This window comes from Kitasatospora sp. NPDC001683 (assembly GCF_053596495.1).
On the sequence record NZ_JBSFGK010000043.1, the window covers coordinates 1 to 14,628 of the forward strand.

Below are 14,628 nucleotides of genomic sequence, written 5' to 3' on the forward strand. Positions count from 1 at the left end.
TAGTGGCTGGCCAGGTGCTTGGCCACCAGCGGCTCCATCCGCGAGCCCGGCTCGCGGTCGATCAGCAGGCGGTGCGCCACCGCGTTCGGCGCGCCCGCGCTCGCAGCATTGCGGAGTCCCTGCCTAGCCCGTAGTGCCGTCCGAGGTTCGGGGGTGGCCGCGGAAGTCCGGGTAGCCCAGGATGAGGAGTTTCTCGGACGGGTCGAGGGTGTAGGGGACGACCTTGCCGGTGGGCTCGAAGCCGAGCCGCCGGTAGAAGGCCCGCGCCCGCTCGTTGCCCTCGTGCACGCCCAGGGTCAACCACCGTACGTCGGTGTGGACTTGGGCGTAGCGGATGCCGGCCTTCACCAGGTCGGCGGCGGGGCCGGTGGGCCCGCGGTGCTTCGGGGACACGTAGACCGAGTGGATGTGAACGTGGTCCGGGACGTCCGGCAGCGGCCCGACGCCGGCGATCCCGACCCAGTTCCCGGCTTCGTCGGCGGCGATGAAGGTGGCGGACTCCACGGAGGAGGCCTCGACGGCGGCCTGCTGCTGCCAGACGTCGTCGGGGAGGGCGGCGGTGTCGTCGTAGGAGGAACTGAAGGCCGTGGGTGAGTCGCGCAGCGCCTCCAGTCTGATCGCACGGAGTTCCCGGTACTCGGTGCCGGTCACCCGGCGGATGAGGAAGTGCACGGGCTCAGACCTGCTCGAAGTGGAACGCCTTGATGAAGCAGTCGCGGGGCTGGGCGACCGCGAAGAGGACGCACTGCACGAGTGACTGCGCGGTGAGGGCGTCCTCGGCCCCGCGCGGTGTGGTCTCCCACTCCTCGGCGAGGGGGTCGGGGTTGTCGAAGTCGGGCGGGTAGAGCGAGATCACCCGGACTCCTCGGGGCCGCAGGCGCTTGGAGAGGATGTCGACGAACCCTGCCTGGGCGCTCTTCGCCGCGTAGAAGGCGTCGTGCGCGTCCGAGCGGTGATGCCCCGCGGTTCCACAGGCGGAGACCATGGTCACAACGTCGGGCTTGTCCGAGTTGAGCAGGAGGGGGAGGAAGTTCTTCACGGTCAGGACGGTGCCGGTGGCGCCGGAGGCGATCGTGTCGAGGACGTCCTCATCGGAGGCGGAGAGCAGGTCCGGGCCTTCGAGGTAGCGGGAGCCGTTGTTGATCAGCATGTCGACGTGGCCGGTGCGCCGGCCGACCTCGGCGGCGAAGCCGCGGATCGAGGCGGGGTCCGTCAGGTCGCAGCCGAAGGCGTGGACGCGCTGGTGCCCCCGGGCGCGAATCTCGTCCCGGACCCGCTCCGCGGCGGCGAGGGTGCGCGCGGAGAGGAAGACCTCGGCGCCGAGGTCCGCGAGACGTATGGCCAAGGTGCGCCCGAAGTCCCGGCCGGCGGCGGTGATGACCACCCGGTGGTCGTCGAATCTCATGCGTCCAGCCTCGCCGACGGCAAGGCGGCGTCACATCCTCCCGGGGGCTGGAGCCATCCCCTCCCGGGGGAGTAGGCCGGAGGGCCGCCGAGTTCGCCCGGCGCAGGAAGTCGGCCGATCCGCATTCCTGAGCAGCAGACCTCATCCGGAGGCCGGACGGGGGGGAGTGTCCGGGCCCGCCGCTACGGTCTGCGCCACGACCCGGCCCGCACGGTCCTCACCCGCAGCCCCACCCAGGTCGGCACCCCGATCCTGCGTCCGGGGCAGTCCATGGGCATCCCCGCGCCGGGGAGGTGAATGCGCGTGACCACGATCGCGGAAGCCCGGAACGGTCGTCAGCGCTCGACGAGTGCCGGCAGCGCCTGGCTGAGCCGTTCTTCAGCCGATCTTCCGAGATGCACGAACGAAGAGTAGGGGGAACCCGGAACACTCCGGCTGCCAGGGATGCAGATCTCCTTCCGCCGGAGCACTGGCGGCCCGGACGGGTTCCCCCTCCGGGGGCACCGGCATCATTCACCGGGACGATGCCTGCGAATCCGCTGAGCCGAAGGCTGTGGGCATGAAGACGACGACGATGCCCTCGGCGGCTCCCTCCGTACCCGGCACCGAGCGACCCGGACCGCGCTGGACGGCCGGCCCCTGCGGCCGCTCCGAATGAGCGGCTGTCACGCAGGAGGTTTCCCGGGGCGTAGGAGGGCCCGTGGCGCTGGGCTCGCAACTTCACCCGAAACGACGGGGCGCCGCGCGGGTCGGGCGCGCGAACGGCCGGACTGTCGGCGATCCAGTGCCCGCTGAGCGGGAGCGGACTCCGGTGACGGCCGGGCGAGCCGGGACCGGGCCGCCGGCCCACCGCTTGCCTAGGAGTGGCGGTCGTCGTCGAGCGCCGCGCTCCGGCGGTACGTCTTCACGACGAACAAGCGGTACCTCCGAGCGAGCCGGACTCCGGCAGGCTGCCGGGGGCGAGGAACCAGCAGATGTCCGAGGCGAGATCGGCCATCCCTGATCTTGTGTGGGTATCCCCGGCTTCAGCCGGGGAGGGAACGCATCCTTGGCCCGCAGGCGCGAAGCGCCGTAGTTCGTTGCGTTGTCAGTGGGCCGCACTACGGTGATCGCGTCGACCGAAAGGGGGTGGGCCGGGTGATCCGTGCGTACAAGTTCCCCATGCGGCCCACCGTGGGCCAGCAGCAAGCACTCGCCGACATGCTGCGGGATCACTGCTCGCTCTACAACGGGGCGTTGCAGGAACGGCGCGACGCCTACCGGCACGGCTCGAAGACCACGATCCGGCATGGCGATCAGTCAGCGCAGCTCAAAGAGATCCGGGCGTTCGACCCGGAGCGCCAGGGCCGCTGGTCGTTCTCCTCGCAGCAGGCGACGCTTCGCCGTGGACAAGGCATTCGCGGCGTTCTTCCGACGTGTCAAATCCGGTGAGAAGCCGGGCTGTCCGCGCTTCCGTGGGATGAACTGGTTCGACACGGTCGGCTTCCCCAAAGACGGCGATGGCTGCCGGTGGGTCTCCACCCCGCATGACCCGGTGACCCGCGTGCGATTCCAGGGCATCGGCCACGTCAAGGTCAACCGGCACCGGCCGGTCGCCGGCAAGGTCAAGACCGTCAGCGTGAAGCGCGAGGGCAGGCGCTGGTATGTGGGGTTTTCCTGACGATCCTGCACGCCAAGGCTGAGAGCGCCGGACGGGAAGTGATCGCCGCGGACCTGCGCAACACCTCCCGCACCTGCCCCCGCGACGAGTGCGGGTACGTCGCGGCGCAGAACCGGCCCACACAGGACGCCTTCCACTGCGTCGCCTGCGGCCACCGTGCCCACATCGACACCGTGGGAGCCGTCAACGTTCTACGGCCGGGCTGGCCCGTCGCAATACCCACCTGGGTTAGCGAGAAGCCCCCGCTTCACGCGGGGGAGGAGTGATCTGTTGCCCGGCCTCCAGCCAGGTGGTGACCGAGGCTTCCCAGGAGTCGTCTCGGGCGGTCCACGGGCGGATGGTCCAGGTGAGGCCGACGTGGCCTCCGGAGCGGAAGACGGTCCGGAGGGTGAGGTGGTGGGTGCTCCAGGTGCGTTCGCCCTCCCAGCCCTGGTAGTCGGCGGCCAGCCCGTCAAGGAAGTCGGTCAGGTGCTCGGGCCCCCGCTACCACGCGACGACCGAGTCGAGCCGGGCTCGGAGGCCTTCGGCGCGCAGTTCCACCGCGAAGCCGGTGCCGTGCTCGTCGGGGAAGTGGCGGTCGGCGAGTCTGACCCGGGCGGTCGGGGCGTTCTGGCAGCGGACGTCGACGGCTGGTGTGTCGGTGGGCTCGGTGCCCTGAGCGTTCATTTGCCGGACGTTAGACGGCGTCGTGCCGGAAGTCATCGCGATTTGGCGTGGTCGGCCTGGGCGGTGGGCGCTGCACAGGAAGTCGGCGGGGCCGACTTCCTGTGCTTAGGGGGTGGTGGTGTGGGTGGTCGCTTGGCTGCGGCAGTGGGTGAGGGCGGGTTTGATGCGGGGGTCGGGGGTGGGGGTGGTGGAGAGGAGTTCGCCGGCCTGGACGAGGGTGGTCCAGTAGCGGGCCGGGTCGCCGGTGCGGGGGAGGGGGTGGGCGGCGGCGAGGGAGAGGTAGGCAGCGGTGAGGTTGCCGGTGGTGAACCAGCGGGCCAGGCCGTGCTGGTGGTCGGCGCGGATGCCGCCCATGGCATCGATGGCGGTCAGGAAGAGGTCCACGATGGCCTGGTCGGTGGAGGTGAGGAGCTTGGGGACGTCGAAGACGCCGAGGGCTTCGAGGAGTTCGCCGGTGTCGGCCTCGGAGCCCGGGCGGGGATTGGCGAGCAGGGCGTCGTAGCAGTCGTCGAGGCGGCGGTTCGCCTCGGCGGCGGGGATCGCGAGGGCCGCGCAGACGGCGCGGGCCGAGCGGAGGGGTTCGTGGGTTCGGCGGGCGAGGACGGCGTAGGCCTCGGCGGGGGTGGAGCCGGTGTCGAACAGGTGCCGGGCGGTGAGGGCGAGTCGCATGGTGGGTTCTTCCCTCAGACGGCGAGGACGGAGATGGGGGCGGGGGAGGGGGCGATCAGCACCCAGACGAACTTGCCGATCCCACCGGCCCGGGGGCAGCAACCCCAGCGTTCGGCGAGTTCGTTGATGAGGAAGAGGCCGCGACCGTGCTCGTCGTCGGGGGTGGTGGGGCGGAGCGAGGGGCGGCCGCTGCCCGCGTCGTGGACTTCGAGGCGGAGGAGGTTGCCGGTGAGGGCGAAGCGGATCTCGATGAGGCGGTCGGTGGGGGCGTCCGAGTGCTGGACGGCGTTGGCGAAGAGCTCGCCGAGGAGGAGTTCGGCGATGTCGGTGTAGCGGTCGCCGGTGGGGAGCGCGGAGAGGTACGCGCGGAGCAAGTGCCGTGCGAGGGGCGTGGATTCGGTGCGGGAGTCGAGGCGTGCGGCGAACGTGCGGGGGCGGCGGGAAGTGAGCATGGGGGAACCTCGGGAGGGGGCGGATTGGGGGAGCGCGAAAGGCGCGCGCAATCACGCTATGTATGCAGATGATTGCGTTCTGGTGTCAATCATCGGGGCTGCGGAGGTACGGTGACGCCAGATCGACGTGCGGGACGTGCGGCGCACAACTGGGGGCAGTGATGACACAGCGAAAGGCCAAGCGGGGGACGACCGCGAGTTCCGCGATCATGTTCGGCGAGGAGATCCGCTTCGCCCGGGACTCGATGGGCTACACGCAGGAGGACGTGGGCAAGCTCCTGCACTGCGACCGGACGGTGGTGTCGCGGACCGAAGGCGGGAAGCGGAAGCCGTCGATCGAGGAGGTCGAGGAGCTCGACCGGCTGTACGGCACCGGCGACTTGCTGAAGCGGCTGTACGGGCGGGTCGACTGGGACGCCGAGATCGAGCATCCGGACTGGTTTCAGGAGTACGTGGACCAGGAGGCCATCGCCGTCGGACTGCGGGCGTATCAGGACGGCACGATGTATGGCCTGTTGCAGTGCCCGCAGTATGCGCGTGCGCTCTTCGCCACTGGCGAGGCGGCCGGCAACCCGGAGGAGATCGAGGAGTTGACCCGGGCTCGACTCAGCCGGCAGAGTCGCTTTCTCGTGCCCGACGGGCCGCTGTTGCTCGTCATTCTCGACGAGAGCGCCATTCGCCGAGTCGTGGGCGGACCTGGGGTGATGTCGCGTCAGATGCAGCACCTCCTACGGGTGGCCCAGCTTCGGAACGTCGTCATTCACGTGGCGCCGTTCTCGAATCAGCAGACTGTCATCAAGACGGCTATGGTGTTGCTGGAGCTGCCGGATGGGCAGCGCTTGGTGTACTCGGAGAGCCTCGAACGAGGGCATCTGAGCGGTGATTCCGCCAGTGTGGTCAAGCACCAGCGTCGCTATGATCAGCTCCGTGGCGAATGCCTGTCAGAGAGCGATTCGCTTCGGCTGATCGCCGAGACACTGGAGGGGTTCAGAGATGAAGAACAACGAGCTCGCCGCAGCCGCCTGGATGAAGAGCAGCTACAGCGGCAACGACGGCGGCAACTGCATCGAGGTGGCCCCCGGGTTCCCCGGCCTCGTCCCCGTGCGTGACTCCAAGGACCCGCACGGCCCGGCCCTCGTTTTCCCGGCCGACGCTTGGGAAGCCTTCGTAGCGGCCGTCCGCGAGGGCGACTTCCCGGCATAGGACTCCAAGGAGCTGGCCGTGTTGACCTGGCGAAAGAGCAGCTACAGCGGCGGCAACGGAGGCAACTGCATCGAGGTGGCCCCCGGGTTCCCCGGCCTCGTCCCCGTGCGTGACTCCAAGGACCCCGAGGGCCCAGCTCTGGCCTTCCCGGTCGATGCCTGGTCCAGCTTCGTTGCCGCCGTCCGCTCCGGCGAGTTCGGCGACGTCTGACGAATCCTGCAAGTTGCCCGAGACCCCTAGGAACCGCCCGAGGTCAGTTCGGCCGGTCGTTGCCCCGGTACAGCTGGGTGCCGGTGACGACCACCTGCCGGTCAGGGTCGGGGTGGGCGTCGAGCTCGTCGGCGGCCCGGTGGCCGAGGACCACGCTGGTGCGAGTCGATCCGCCGCTGTTCGCACCGACGGTGTGGAACACGCTCTGCTCGGTCAGCGCGGGTCGACAGGCGGTGGGCACGGTCCTGATCTCCCTTCAGGCAGTGGTGCGGCCGAAAGCGCCAGGCGGTCGGGGGTGCCGAGGTCGGGGGCCGGGGTGCGGATGTCATAGGCGCCGATGGGGTGGCCCTGGCTGATCGCCCAGGGCATGAGCTGCCGGTACAGGTCAGCCTCGCGGGGGTGGGCAAGGCGCCGGGCGTACTCCTCGAACAGGGACCGGAACGGGCCGGGGCCAGGGCGACGGCGCCGGTGGCCTGCCGCAAACCCTGCCGGCTCCCGACGGGCAGGGTGGCGTCCACCCCCTCCAGGGCGTGGACGACGAATTCGCCGTCGGGGTCGAGGAAGAGCCGGCCGGCGTTCTGCGCTCCCTGGCCGGGCGCGGTGGTGACGGTCCAGGTCACCACGGCTGGGCGGGAACGGTGGGCGGCGATGGCGGAGGGCAGCAGGGTGTACGGGAAGAGGGTGTCGGCGGGCAGCACCACTGTGGCCGGGGCGTCGGCCAAGTGGGCCAGGGCCGCGTAGGCGGCGCCGGCGGTTCCGAGCGGGTGGTCCTCACGGTGGACGGTGAGCTCCACCTGCCGCGCCGATTGGGTGAGGGCGTACGTCTCGACGGCCTCGGCGCCGCTGTCGGGGTCGGTGCTGGTGAGCACCGCGATACGGCGGAATCCCACGGTGGTGAGTTGGGCGAGGGCGTGGCCGAGCATCCTGCTGTCCACCACCACCGGTCACCTGCATCCCCAGGTCGTCGCCGACCTGCGCCGGGCGGCCGAATCCGACACCACCCAGGCCCGGGTGCGGGCGATGGCCACCGCGCGGTTGGCCGCCGTGCTCTACCGGCAGGGCGAGCGCATCGAAGCCGACCACCACGCCGCCCAGGCCGGCGCGCTCGCGGCCACCGTCGGCTCCGCACGCCTGACCGCCATCCTCACCGACATGCACCACGCCGCCGGCTCGATGACCGCTCGGTAACGAGGTGAGGCCCTGACCGACATGGCCGAAGCCCAACGGCTGACCGCGGCGGAGCGGCCGACCCGTGTTCGGCGGGAGCCGACCGGCGAAGGGAGTACTCGGCGACGCCTCCCTGTTCCACGGCCAAGGTGGAGCGCAGTGCAGTGTCGATGGTCAGGATGTCAATTCCGTGGATTGGTACGGCGGGTGGGTTCCGCTGTGGTCGGGTCCTCGGGCCAGGGGTGGCGGGGGTAGCGGCCTCTCAGGTCGGCGCGGACGGCGTGGTAGCCGGTGTGCCAGAAGCCGGCCAGGTCGCCTGGGACGGCGGCGGGGCGGCCCGCCGGGGGAGCGAGCTCCACGATGCCGGGGCGCGGGACGAGGCGGGATCCGGCGGTGGTGTCGCGCGTCAGGTCCCGAACAGGGCGAGGGTGTCGGTGACGGTTCGCAGCAGGCTGTCCGCGTCGGCGCCGTTGCGGGAGCGGAGGTTGACGCCGTAGGCGAGCAGGGCCAGGGTTTCAGCCGCGGTGCCGGTGGCCACGTGCGGGGACAACTGGCCGTCGCGGCGGGCGACGTCGAGAGCGGTGTGCAGCGCGTCGCGGAGTTGGCGGTGGTGGTCTTCGAGCAGCGCCCGAACGTCCGGGTCGTGGTGTTCGGTGCCCAGATGGGCGTTGACGACCATGCAGCCCCAGCCCGCGTGCTCGCCCGAGCAGCGGGCCGCGATCAGCCCGCCGAAGAAGTCCCGTACGGCGGGCAGACCCCGGCCGTCGTCGGCGAGTTGACGGAAGGCCGGCTGCGCGCGGTGTTGCAGGTAGCGGCGCAACGCGGCGTGGTAGAGCTGCTGCTTGCCGCCGAAGGTGGCGTAGAGACTGGAGCGGTTCAGCCCGGTCGCGGCGACGACGTCCTGGATCGACGCCTCGGCCGCGCCGTGCTGCCAGAACAGCCGCTCGGCGCGCTCCAGCGCCAGCTCCGGGTCGAAGTGCTTGATGTCGGGCATGGCGGACCGCTCCCAGGTACTTGAAATGGTTGTTCCAAGATAGTCCTTGACGGCGAGTCTGATGGCCCATCATCCTGGAACGACTGGTTCAAGTTCAGACCCAGATCCCCCCGAGAAAGGGCGACCCCTGTGAGCCTTCACGACCAACTGCGCGCCGTGCACGAGAACCGGAGGCGGTCGATCCCGGCAGAGGCCATCGAGGTCATGGACCGCAACGGGCGCGAGCTCGCCGCCTCCGACCTCACGGAGCGCGCGCTTGGCGTGGGCGCCCCGGCTCCGCGGTTCACGCTGCCCGCGGCCGCCGGGCAGCGCGTCGCGCTGGACGGGCTGCTGGCCGACGGGCCGGTCGTGCTGACCTTCTACCGTGGCGCCTGGTGCCCCTACTGCAACCTCGCGCTGCGCGCCCTCCAGGAGCAGCACGACGCGATCACCGCCCGTGGCGCCCGTCTGGTGGCCGTCTCGCCGCAGATCCCCGACGAGTCCCTGACCCTGGCCGAGAAGGAGCGGCTGGCCTTCGACGTACTCAGCGACATCGGCTCCGAGGTCGCGGCGCAGTTCGGCATCGCCTTCGACCTCTCCGACGAACTGGGCACCCTCTACGACCAGTTGGGCTTCGACCTGAAGCGCGTCAACGCCGGCCACTCCCGCACGCTGCCACTGCCCGCGACCTTCGTCATCGACCGCACCGGCACCATACGCTGGGCCTTCGTCCAGACCGACTACGCCCTGCGCGCCGAGCCCGCTGACATCCTGGCCGCCCTGGACGCGCTCGACTGAGGGGCGAGGCCGCGGCCAGGGTGCGTATTCGGCCGAGATTCACCTTCTCGCGTTGGTGCGGCGGGTGGGTTCCGCTGTGGTCGGGTCCTCGGGCCAGGGGTGGCGGGGGTAGCGGCCCCTGAGCTCGGCGCGGACGGCGTGGTAGCCGTTGTGCCAGAAGCTCTCCAGATCTCCGGTGACGGCGGCGGGGCGGCCGGCGGGGGAGAGGAGGTGGATGGTCAGGGGGACACGGCCTCCGGCCAGGGTGGGGGTTTTGGTCCAGCCGAAGAGTTCTTGCAACTTGACTGCCAGCACTGGGTGTTCGGTGGTGTAGTCGACTCGTATCTTCGAGCCCGAAGGCACGGTGATGCGCTCGGGGGCGAGTTCGTCCAGGCGGCCTGCTTCGCCGGTGGCCCAGGGGAGCAGGCGTTGTAGCGCCGAAGTGGTGTCGATGCGAGCGAGGTCGGCGCGGCGGCGGGCGCGGGAGAGTTCGGGTTCCAGCCACTCCTCCGCGCGGTCGAGGAGCGCGGCGTCGGAGACGTCCGGCCACGGGTGGCCGATGGCGGTGTGGAGGAAGGCGAGGCGTTCGCGGAGGCCGGGGGAGGGCCAGGTCAGCAGGGCGCTGAGGCCCTCGCGGGTGAGGCCTTCGAGGATCGCGGCCCGGACGAGCGCCGGGTCGGGGCGGTTGAGGGGCTTCTCGGAAAGCTCGATCGCGCTGAGGGCTTCGAGCCGGCGGGAGACGACTTCGCCTCGCCGGGTGTCCCAGTGGACCTCTTCGCGCGAAGCGAGGAGGGCCGCGCCAGCGAGCAGGGCGGTGTCCTCGTCCAGTGCCGCAGCATGGAGGATGCGGGCGGAGTGGGCGCCGGCCGGGCGGTCGGCGACCGCTACGGCGAGCCAGGGGAGGGCGCCGAGCCGGGTGTCGGGGGCGAGTTCGGCAGCCGTCCCGGAGGCCATCAGGTACGGGCTGCGCTCACCGGGGGCGGGGCGTTCCACCCGGGCGCGGGCGATGCGTTCGGGGAAGGCGAGGGCGACGACGAGGCCGACGGCAGTCGAGTCGGGCAGCGCGGTGGCGGGTTCGTCGGAGGTGGCGCGCAGGAGGCGGCGGACTTCGTCGCGCCAGCGGCCGGCGTAGGGGTCGTTGCTGGAGCGGACCAGCCGCCAGACCGCGCCGAGGTCGTCGCCGAGGGCGCGCGGCGGTTCTTCGGAGAGCAGGGCGACGACTTCCGCCGCCCGGCGGGCACCGACGGCCAGGGCGCCGTCGACCAGGGCGCGGGCCAGTCGCGGGTGCAGGCCGGTGCGGGCGAGGCGCACGCCGCGCGGTGTCGCCCGGCCATCGGAGGAGACCGCGCCGAGGGCCTGGAGGGTCTGCCGGGCGGCGGCCATCGCCCCGGCGGGCGGGGCGTCGGGCAGGGCGAGGCCGGTGGCGTCCGGGTCGCCCCAGCAGGCGGCCTGGAGAGCGAAGCCGGTCAGGTCGGCGAGGGCGATCTCAGGTGTCGGGAAGCGGGCGGCGCGGGCGTCCTCGGCCTCGTGCCAGCAGCGGTAGACGGTGCCCGGGGCCTCGCGCCCCGCACGGCCCGCACGCTGGCGGGCGGCGGCGAGCGAGGCCCGTACGGTGACGAGTCCGGCGAGGCCGCGGGCGTGGTCGGTGCGGGGTTCGCGGGCGAGTCCGGCGTCGACCACGACCCGCACGCCGGGGACGGTGAGCGAGGACTCGGCGACGGAGGTGGCGAGGACGACCCGCCGTGAAGCGGAGGGGGTGAGCGCGGCGTCCTGGACGGGCTGCGGGGCGCGGCCGTGGAGCTGGAGCACCTGGGCGGCCACACCGCCGAGCAGCCCCGCGACCCGCGAGATCTCGCCGACGCCGGGCAGGAAGCAGAGCACGTCCCCGTCGCGCTCACCCAACGCCCGCCGTACGACAGCCGCGACGTGGTCGAGCAGCGCCGGGTCGACCCGGGTCCCGTGGGCGGGCCGGACGGCGCGTGGCGGAGGCGCCCAGACCACGTCCACCGGGTGGGACACCCCGTGCGCCTCCACCACCGGTGCGCCGCCGAGCAGTTCGGCCCAGGCAGCCGTATCGGAGGTGGCCGAGGCGCAGACCAGCCGCAGTTCGGGCCGCAGCGCCGCCCGGACGTCCAGCAGGAAGGCGAGCGCGGTGTCGGCGTCCAGGTGCCGTTCGTGGCACTCGTCCAGGACGACGACGTCGACGCCCGGCAACTCCTGGTCGCGCTGCAACCGCTGCAGCAGCACGCCGGTGGTGACCACCTCGACGACCGTCTCCGGCCCGACCCGACGCTCCCCGCGCACGGTGTAGCCGACCCGGTTGCCGACGGACTCGCCGAGCAGCCAGGCCATCCGCCGGGCGGCGGCCCGTACGGCGAGCCGACGCGGTTCGGCGACCAGGACGCGCCGGACGACACCCGAATCCAGCAGCCCCGCCAGGGCGAGCGGCACCAGCGTCGTCTTGCCGGTGCCGGGCGGGGCGGCGAGGACGGCGGTGCCGTGCTCGTCCAGCGCGCGGTGCAGGGTGGGCAGGGCGGTGCGGACGGGCAGGTCGTGCCACACAGGAGGCAAGGTCAGCCCCGCTCGGTGACGAAGATCGCCGTGCCGGGGATCAGCCGTCCGCGCAGCGGGGACCAGCCGCCCCACTCCTGCTCCAGACCGGCCGGCCACTCGGGTTCGACCAGGTCGATCAACCGGAAGCCGGCGCCGACGAGTTCGCGGACCCGGTCGCCGAGGGTGCGGTGGTGTTCGACGTAGGTGGCGTGGCCGTTCTCGTCCTGTTCGACGTACGGGGTCCGGTCGAAGTACGAGGACATCGCGGTGAGCCCCTCGACACCCGGCTCGTCGGGGAAGGCCCAGCGGATCGGGTGGGTGACCGAGAACACCCAGCGCCCGCCGGGCCGCAGCACCCGGTGCACCTCGCGCATGAGCTGCTCGGTGTCGGCGCTGAACGGGACGGCGCCGTAGGCGGAGCAGGCGAGGTCGAAGGAGGCGTCGGCGAAGGGCAGGACGGCGGCGTCGGCCTGGACGACGGGGACGGGCGCGGTGCCGCGGCCGAGGTCGATCCGGCGGGAGTGCTGGAGCTGGCGGTAGGAGAGGTCCAGGGCGACCGGGCGGGCGCCCTGGGCGGCGAGCCAGCGGGAGCACTGGGCGGCGCCGGCGCCGATCTCGAGTACGTCGCGACCCGCCACGGAGCCGAGCAGATGGGCGTCGGCCTCGTCCAGGCCTTCGGGGCACCAGGTGAAGCGGTCGTCGCCGAGGAACTCGCCGTGTTCGTCCTGGTACTCGTCGGCGTTGCGGTCCCACCAGTGCCGGCTGGCCCGGCTGCTCTCCCCGACGCCGGCCGAGCGCCGCACCGCGTCGTCGCCCTCCTCCCCCTCGATCGCCGAGGTGGTTGCGTCAAGATCGTGAAGGGAGGGGTGGGGGGTGGTGGCCACGGTGACAATGCCCATCGCGTAGGGTATGGAACTGCGGAAGCGCCGCTGCCGCGAACCGGCCCGTCGAGGGCCGGATCCTGGCGGTGGCATCCGGGGAAGGGCTCCCTGTGAGCGCCACCGCGAGGTGCGCAATCGGAGGATATGGCCTGATCCGTACCGGGCTCCACCGTCTTGCCTCTCTTGGCGTTGACCGTGCCTGGCCGTCCCCGTATGCTACAAGTTGCGCTGCGGGCCTGCGCGCCTCGGACGGAGCAGGTCGCGCTCGCATCTGTCGAAGACCCCACGGTCGCAAGACGGACGCCGGTTCTCGTTGTTGACGGGATCGCCGGTGCGCCGTGCTCTTGGCTGTCCGGCTTTCGGTGGGAGCGATACGGGCCCTCCGCGTGGCATTACCTACGACTTTCATGTCCGTACCGGAGCCCTTTTCCTAATGACGAGCCCCACCGACTCCTCCCTCAGCACCACCCCGCAGGTCGCGGTCAACGACATCGGCGACGCGGACGCGTTCCTCGCCGCGATCGACGAGACCATCAAGTACTTCAACGATGGCGACATCGTCGAGGGCGTCATCGTGAAGGTCGACCGTGACGAGGTCCTCCTCGACATCGGTTACAAGACCGAGGGCGTCATCCCGTCCCGCGAGCTCTCGATCAAGCACGACGTTGACCCGCACGAGGTCGTCGCCGTCGGTGACAACATCGAGGCCCTGGTTCTCCAGAAGGAGGACAAGGAGGGTCGTCTCATCCTGTCCAAGAAGCGCGCTCAGTACGAGCGTGCCTGGGGCACGATCGAGAAGATCAAGGAAGAGGACGGCATCGTCACCGGTACCGTCATCGAGGTCGTCAAGGGTGGTCTCATCCTCGACATCGGCCTCCGCGGCTTCCTCCCGGCCTCGCTCGTCGAGATGCGTCGCGTCCGCGACCTCCAGCCCTACGTGGGCAAGGAGCTCGAGGCCAAGATCATCGAGCTGGACAAGAACCGCAACAACGTGGTCCTGTCCCGCCGTGCCTGGCTGGAGCAGACCCAGAGCGAGGTCCGCCAGACCTTCCTCACCACCCTCCAGAAGGGCCAGGTGCGCTCCGGCGTCGTCTCCTCGATCGTCAACTTCGGTGCCTTCGTGGACCTGGGTGGCGTCGACGGCCTGGTGCACGTCTCCGAGCTGTCCTGGAAGCACATCGACCACCCGTCCGAGGTCGTCGAGGTCGGCCAGGAGGTCACCGTCGAGGTTCTCGACGTTGACATGGACCGCGAGCGCGTCTCCCTGTCGCTGAAGGCGACCCAGGAGGACCCGTGGCAGCAGTTCGCCCGTACCCACCAGATCGGCCAGGTCGTTCCGGGTAAGGTCACCAAGCTGGTTCCGTTCGGTGCGTTCGTCCGCGTGGACGAGGGCATCGAGGGTCTGGTCCACATCTCCGAGCTGGCCGAGCGCCACGTCGAGATCCCGGAGCAGGTCGTCCAGGTCGGCGACGAGATCTTCGTCAAGGTCATCGACATCGACCTCGAGCGTCGCCGCATCAGCCTGTCGCTGAAGCAGGCCAACGAGGCCCTGGGTGCCAACCCGGCCGAGGTCGAGTTCGACCCGACCCTGTACGGCATGGCCGCCTCGTACGACGACCAGGGCAACTACATCTACCCGGAGGGCTTCGACCCCGAGGCGAACGACTGGCTGCCCGGCTTCGAGAAGCAGCGTGAGGAGTGGGAGCGCCAGTACGCCGAGGCGCAGGCCCGCTTCGAGCAGCACCAGGCCCAGGTCATCAAGAGCCGCGAGGCCGACGCCGAGGCCGCTGCCGAGGGTGGCGACGCCGTCGCCGCTGCCGCCGGTGGCTCCTACTCGTCCAGCAGCGACGAGGGCTCGGGCGCCCTGGCCTCCGACGAGGCCCTGGCCGCCCTGCGCGAGAAGCTGGCCGGCGGCCAGAGCTGAGGCTCTCGCCCCCCGCTAGCTGACAGCTAGGGAACGGGCCCCATCCGGATTCGTCCGGGTGGGGCCCGTTTCGTGTTTCCGGTCTCGG

General features: G+C 71.2%; 15 protein-coding genes and 4 pseudogenes. 8 read left to right on the forward strand and 11 right to left on the reverse strand.

Going from position 1 to position 14,628, the window contains the following annotated elements; genetic code table 11:
• Positions 1-123: 123 nt before the first annotated feature.
• Positions 124-672: a GNAT family N-acetyltransferase gene (locus tag ACWCYO_RS22700; RefSeq protein WP_270147643.1), complete on the reverse strand. Its 549-nt coding sequence runs from the start codon at positions 670-672 to the stop codon at positions 124-126.
• Positions 673-676: 4 nt separating this feature from the next.
• Complete coding sequence (locus tag ACWCYO_RS22705; RefSeq protein ID WP_449785214.1) at positions 677-1,405, reverse strand: SDR family oxidoreductase; 729 nt, start codon at positions 1,403-1,405, stop codon at positions 677-679.
• A 1,137-nt stretch (positions 1,406-2,542) separates the two neighbouring features.
• Here ACWCYO_RS22705 and ACWCYO_RS22710 point away from each other — a divergent pair.
• Both ACWCYO_RS22710 and ACWCYO_RS22715 read left to right on the forward strand, forming a co-directional pair.
• Positions 2,543-3,053: pseudogene (locus ACWCYO_RS22710) on the forward strand (helix-turn-helix domain-containing protein); the annotation flags it as partial.
• Between the two features lie 50 nt (positions 3,054-3,103).
• Positions 3,104-3,331, forward strand: coding sequence for a zinc ribbon domain-containing protein (locus ACWCYO_RS22715; RefSeq protein ID WP_449785215.1), 228 nt, complete (start codon positions 3,104-3,106; stop codon positions 3,329-3,331).
• On the opposite strand, the pseudogene ACWCYO_RS22720 reads toward ACWCYO_RS22715, so the two are convergent.
• The 3 genes and pseudogenes from ACWCYO_RS22720 to ACWCYO_RS22730 all read right to left on the reverse strand — a co-directional run bounded on the left by ACWCYO_RS22720 (position 3,294) and on the right by ACWCYO_RS22730 (position 4,852).
• Positions 3,294-3,767: pseudogene (locus tag ACWCYO_RS22720) on the reverse strand (DUF6228 family protein). The gene ACWCYO_RS22715 and the pseudogene ACWCYO_RS22720 overlap by 38 nt on opposite strands.
• Positions 3,768-3,836: 69 nt before the next feature.
• The gene (locus tag ACWCYO_RS22725) at positions 3,837-4,400 is read right to left on the reverse strand and encodes a hypothetical protein (protein ID WP_449785216.1); all 564 of its coding nucleotides are present in this window, start codon (positions 4,398-4,400) and stop codon (positions 3,837-3,839) included.
• A 14-nt stretch (positions 4,401-4,414) separates the two neighbouring features.
• The gene (locus ACWCYO_RS22730; protein ID WP_449785217.1) at positions 4,415-4,852 is read right to left on the reverse strand and encodes an ATP-binding protein; all 438 of its coding nucleotides are present in this window, start codon (positions 4,850-4,852) and stop codon (positions 4,415-4,417) included.
• Between the two features lie 161 nt (positions 4,853-5,013).
• On the opposite strand from ACWCYO_RS22730, the gene ACWCYO_RS22735 reads away from it, so the two are divergent.
• The 3 genes from ACWCYO_RS22735 to ACWCYO_RS22745 are packed head-to-tail and all read left to right on the forward strand — an operon-like array spanning position 5,014 to position 6,265.
• The gene (locus ACWCYO_RS22735; protein WP_449785218.1) at positions 5,014-5,961 is read left to right on the forward strand and encodes a helix-turn-helix domain-containing protein; all 948 of its coding nucleotides are present in this window, start codon (positions 5,014-5,016) and stop codon (positions 5,959-5,961) included.
• Positions 5,879-6,055, forward strand: coding sequence for a DUF397 domain-containing protein (locus ACWCYO_RS22740; RefSeq protein WP_270147652.1), 177 nt, complete (start codon positions 5,879-5,881; stop codon positions 6,053-6,055). The genes ACWCYO_RS22735 and ACWCYO_RS22740 overlap by 83 nt, the downstream gene beginning before the upstream one ends.
• Positions 6,056-6,073: 18 nt before the next feature.
• Positions 6,074-6,265 carry a DUF397 domain-containing protein gene (locus ACWCYO_RS22745; RefSeq protein WP_405000726.1) on the forward strand — a complete coding sequence of 64 codons (192 nt, stop codon included), beginning with the start codon at positions 6,074-6,076 and terminating at the stop codon, positions 6,263-6,265.
• 43 nt (positions 6,266-6,308) lie between these two features.
• Here ACWCYO_RS22745 and ACWCYO_RS22750 read toward each other — a convergent pair whose 3' ends face one another.
• The gene (locus ACWCYO_RS22750) at positions 6,309-6,506 is read right to left on the reverse strand and encodes a hypothetical protein (RefSeq protein ID WP_449785256.1); all 198 of its coding nucleotides are present in this window, start codon (positions 6,504-6,506) and stop codon (positions 6,309-6,311) included.
• 409 nt (positions 6,507-6,915) lie between these two features.
• Positions 6,916-7,188: pseudogene (locus tag ACWCYO_RS22755) on the reverse strand (NTP transferase domain-containing protein); the annotation flags it as partial.
• Between ACWCYO_RS22755 and ACWCYO_RS22760 the strand changes: the two are divergent.
• A complete protein-coding gene (locus ACWCYO_RS22760) occupies positions 7,127-7,453 on the forward strand; it encodes a hypothetical protein (protein WP_449785257.1) in 327 nt (108 codons plus the stop codon). The pseudogene ACWCYO_RS22755 and the gene ACWCYO_RS22760 sit on opposite strands and share 62 nt — an antisense overlap.
• 161 nt (positions 7,454-7,614) lie before the next feature.
• Here the strand turns inward: ACWCYO_RS22760 and ACWCYO_RS22765 are convergent.
• Together ACWCYO_RS22765 and ACWCYO_RS22770 are read right to left on the reverse strand one after the other, a co-directional pair.
• Positions 7,615-7,785 (reverse strand): annotated as a pseudogene (locus ACWCYO_RS22765) (ATP-dependent helicase C-terminal domain-containing protein); the annotation flags it as partial.
• Between the two features lie 53 nt (positions 7,786-7,838).
• Positions 7,839-8,426 (reverse strand): TetR/AcrR family transcriptional regulator, encoded by a 588-nt coding sequence (locus tag ACWCYO_RS22770; RefSeq protein ID WP_449785219.1) that lies wholly within the window; start codon positions 8,424-8,426, stop codon positions 7,839-7,841.
• A gap of 129 nt (positions 8,427-8,555) precedes the next feature.
• Here ACWCYO_RS22770 and ACWCYO_RS22775 point away from each other — a divergent pair, with 129 nt between their 5' ends.
• On the forward strand, positions 8,556-9,203 hold the full coding sequence (locus ACWCYO_RS22775; protein ID WP_449785220.1) for a peroxiredoxin-like family protein: 648 nt from the start codon (positions 8,556-8,558) through the stop codon (positions 9,201-9,203).
• Between the two features lie 39 nt (positions 9,204-9,242).
• On the opposite strand, the gene hrpB is transcribed toward ACWCYO_RS22775, so the two are convergent.
• A complete protein-coding gene (gene hrpB, locus ACWCYO_RS22780; RefSeq protein WP_449785221.1) occupies positions 9,243-11,744 on the reverse strand; it encodes an ATP-dependent helicase HrpB in 2,502 nt (833 codons plus the stop codon).
• A gap of 11 nt (positions 11,745-11,755) precedes the next feature.
• Positions 11,756-12,634: a class I SAM-dependent methyltransferase gene (locus tag ACWCYO_RS22785; RefSeq protein ID WP_449785222.1), complete on the reverse strand. Its 879-nt coding sequence runs from the start codon at positions 12,632-12,634 to the stop codon at positions 11,756-11,758.
• 415 nt (positions 12,635-13,049) lie between these two features.
• Between ACWCYO_RS22785 and rpsA the strand changes: the two genes are divergently transcribed.
• Entirely contained in the window at positions 13,050-14,540 is a 1,491-nt protein-coding gene (rpsA, locus tag ACWCYO_RS22790; protein ID WP_238740199.1) for a 30S ribosomal protein S1, read from the forward strand.
• Positions 14,541-14,628: the final 88 nt, after the last annotated feature.

Bases quoted from the DNA above. Each gene is read 5' to 3' on its own strand.
- ACWCYO_RS22705 (WP_449785214.1), bottom strand. From the start codon at position 1,405: ATGAGATTCGACGACCACCGGGTGGTCATCACCGCCGCCGGCCGGGAC.
- ACWCYO_RS22785 (WP_449785222.1), bottom strand. From the start codon at position 12,634: ATGGGCATTGTCACCGTGGCCACCACCCCCCACCCCTCCCTTCACGAT.
- ACWCYO_RS22735 (WP_449785218.1), top strand. From the start codon at position 5,014: ATGACACAGCGAAAGGCCAAGCGGGGGACGACCGCGAGTTCCGCGATC.
- ACWCYO_RS22730 (WP_449785217.1), bottom strand. From the start codon at position 4,852: ATGCTCACTTCCCGCCGCCCCCGCACGTTCGCCGCACGCCTCGACTCC.
- rpsA (WP_238740199.1), top strand. From the start codon at position 13,050: ATGACGAGCCCCACCGACTCCTCCCTCAGCACCACCCCGCAGGTCGCG.
- ACWCYO_RS22725 (WP_449785216.1), bottom strand. From the start codon at position 4,400: ATGCGACTCGCCCTCACCGCCCGGCACCTGTTCGACACCGGCTCCACC.
- ACWCYO_RS22770 (WP_449785219.1), bottom strand. From the start codon at position 8,426: ATGCCCGACATCAAGCACTTCGACCCGGAGCTGGCGCTGGAGCGCGCC.
- ACWCYO_RS22740 (WP_270147652.1), top strand. From the start codon at position 5,879: ATGAAGAGCAGCTACAGCGGCAACGACGGCGGCAACTGCATCGAGGTG.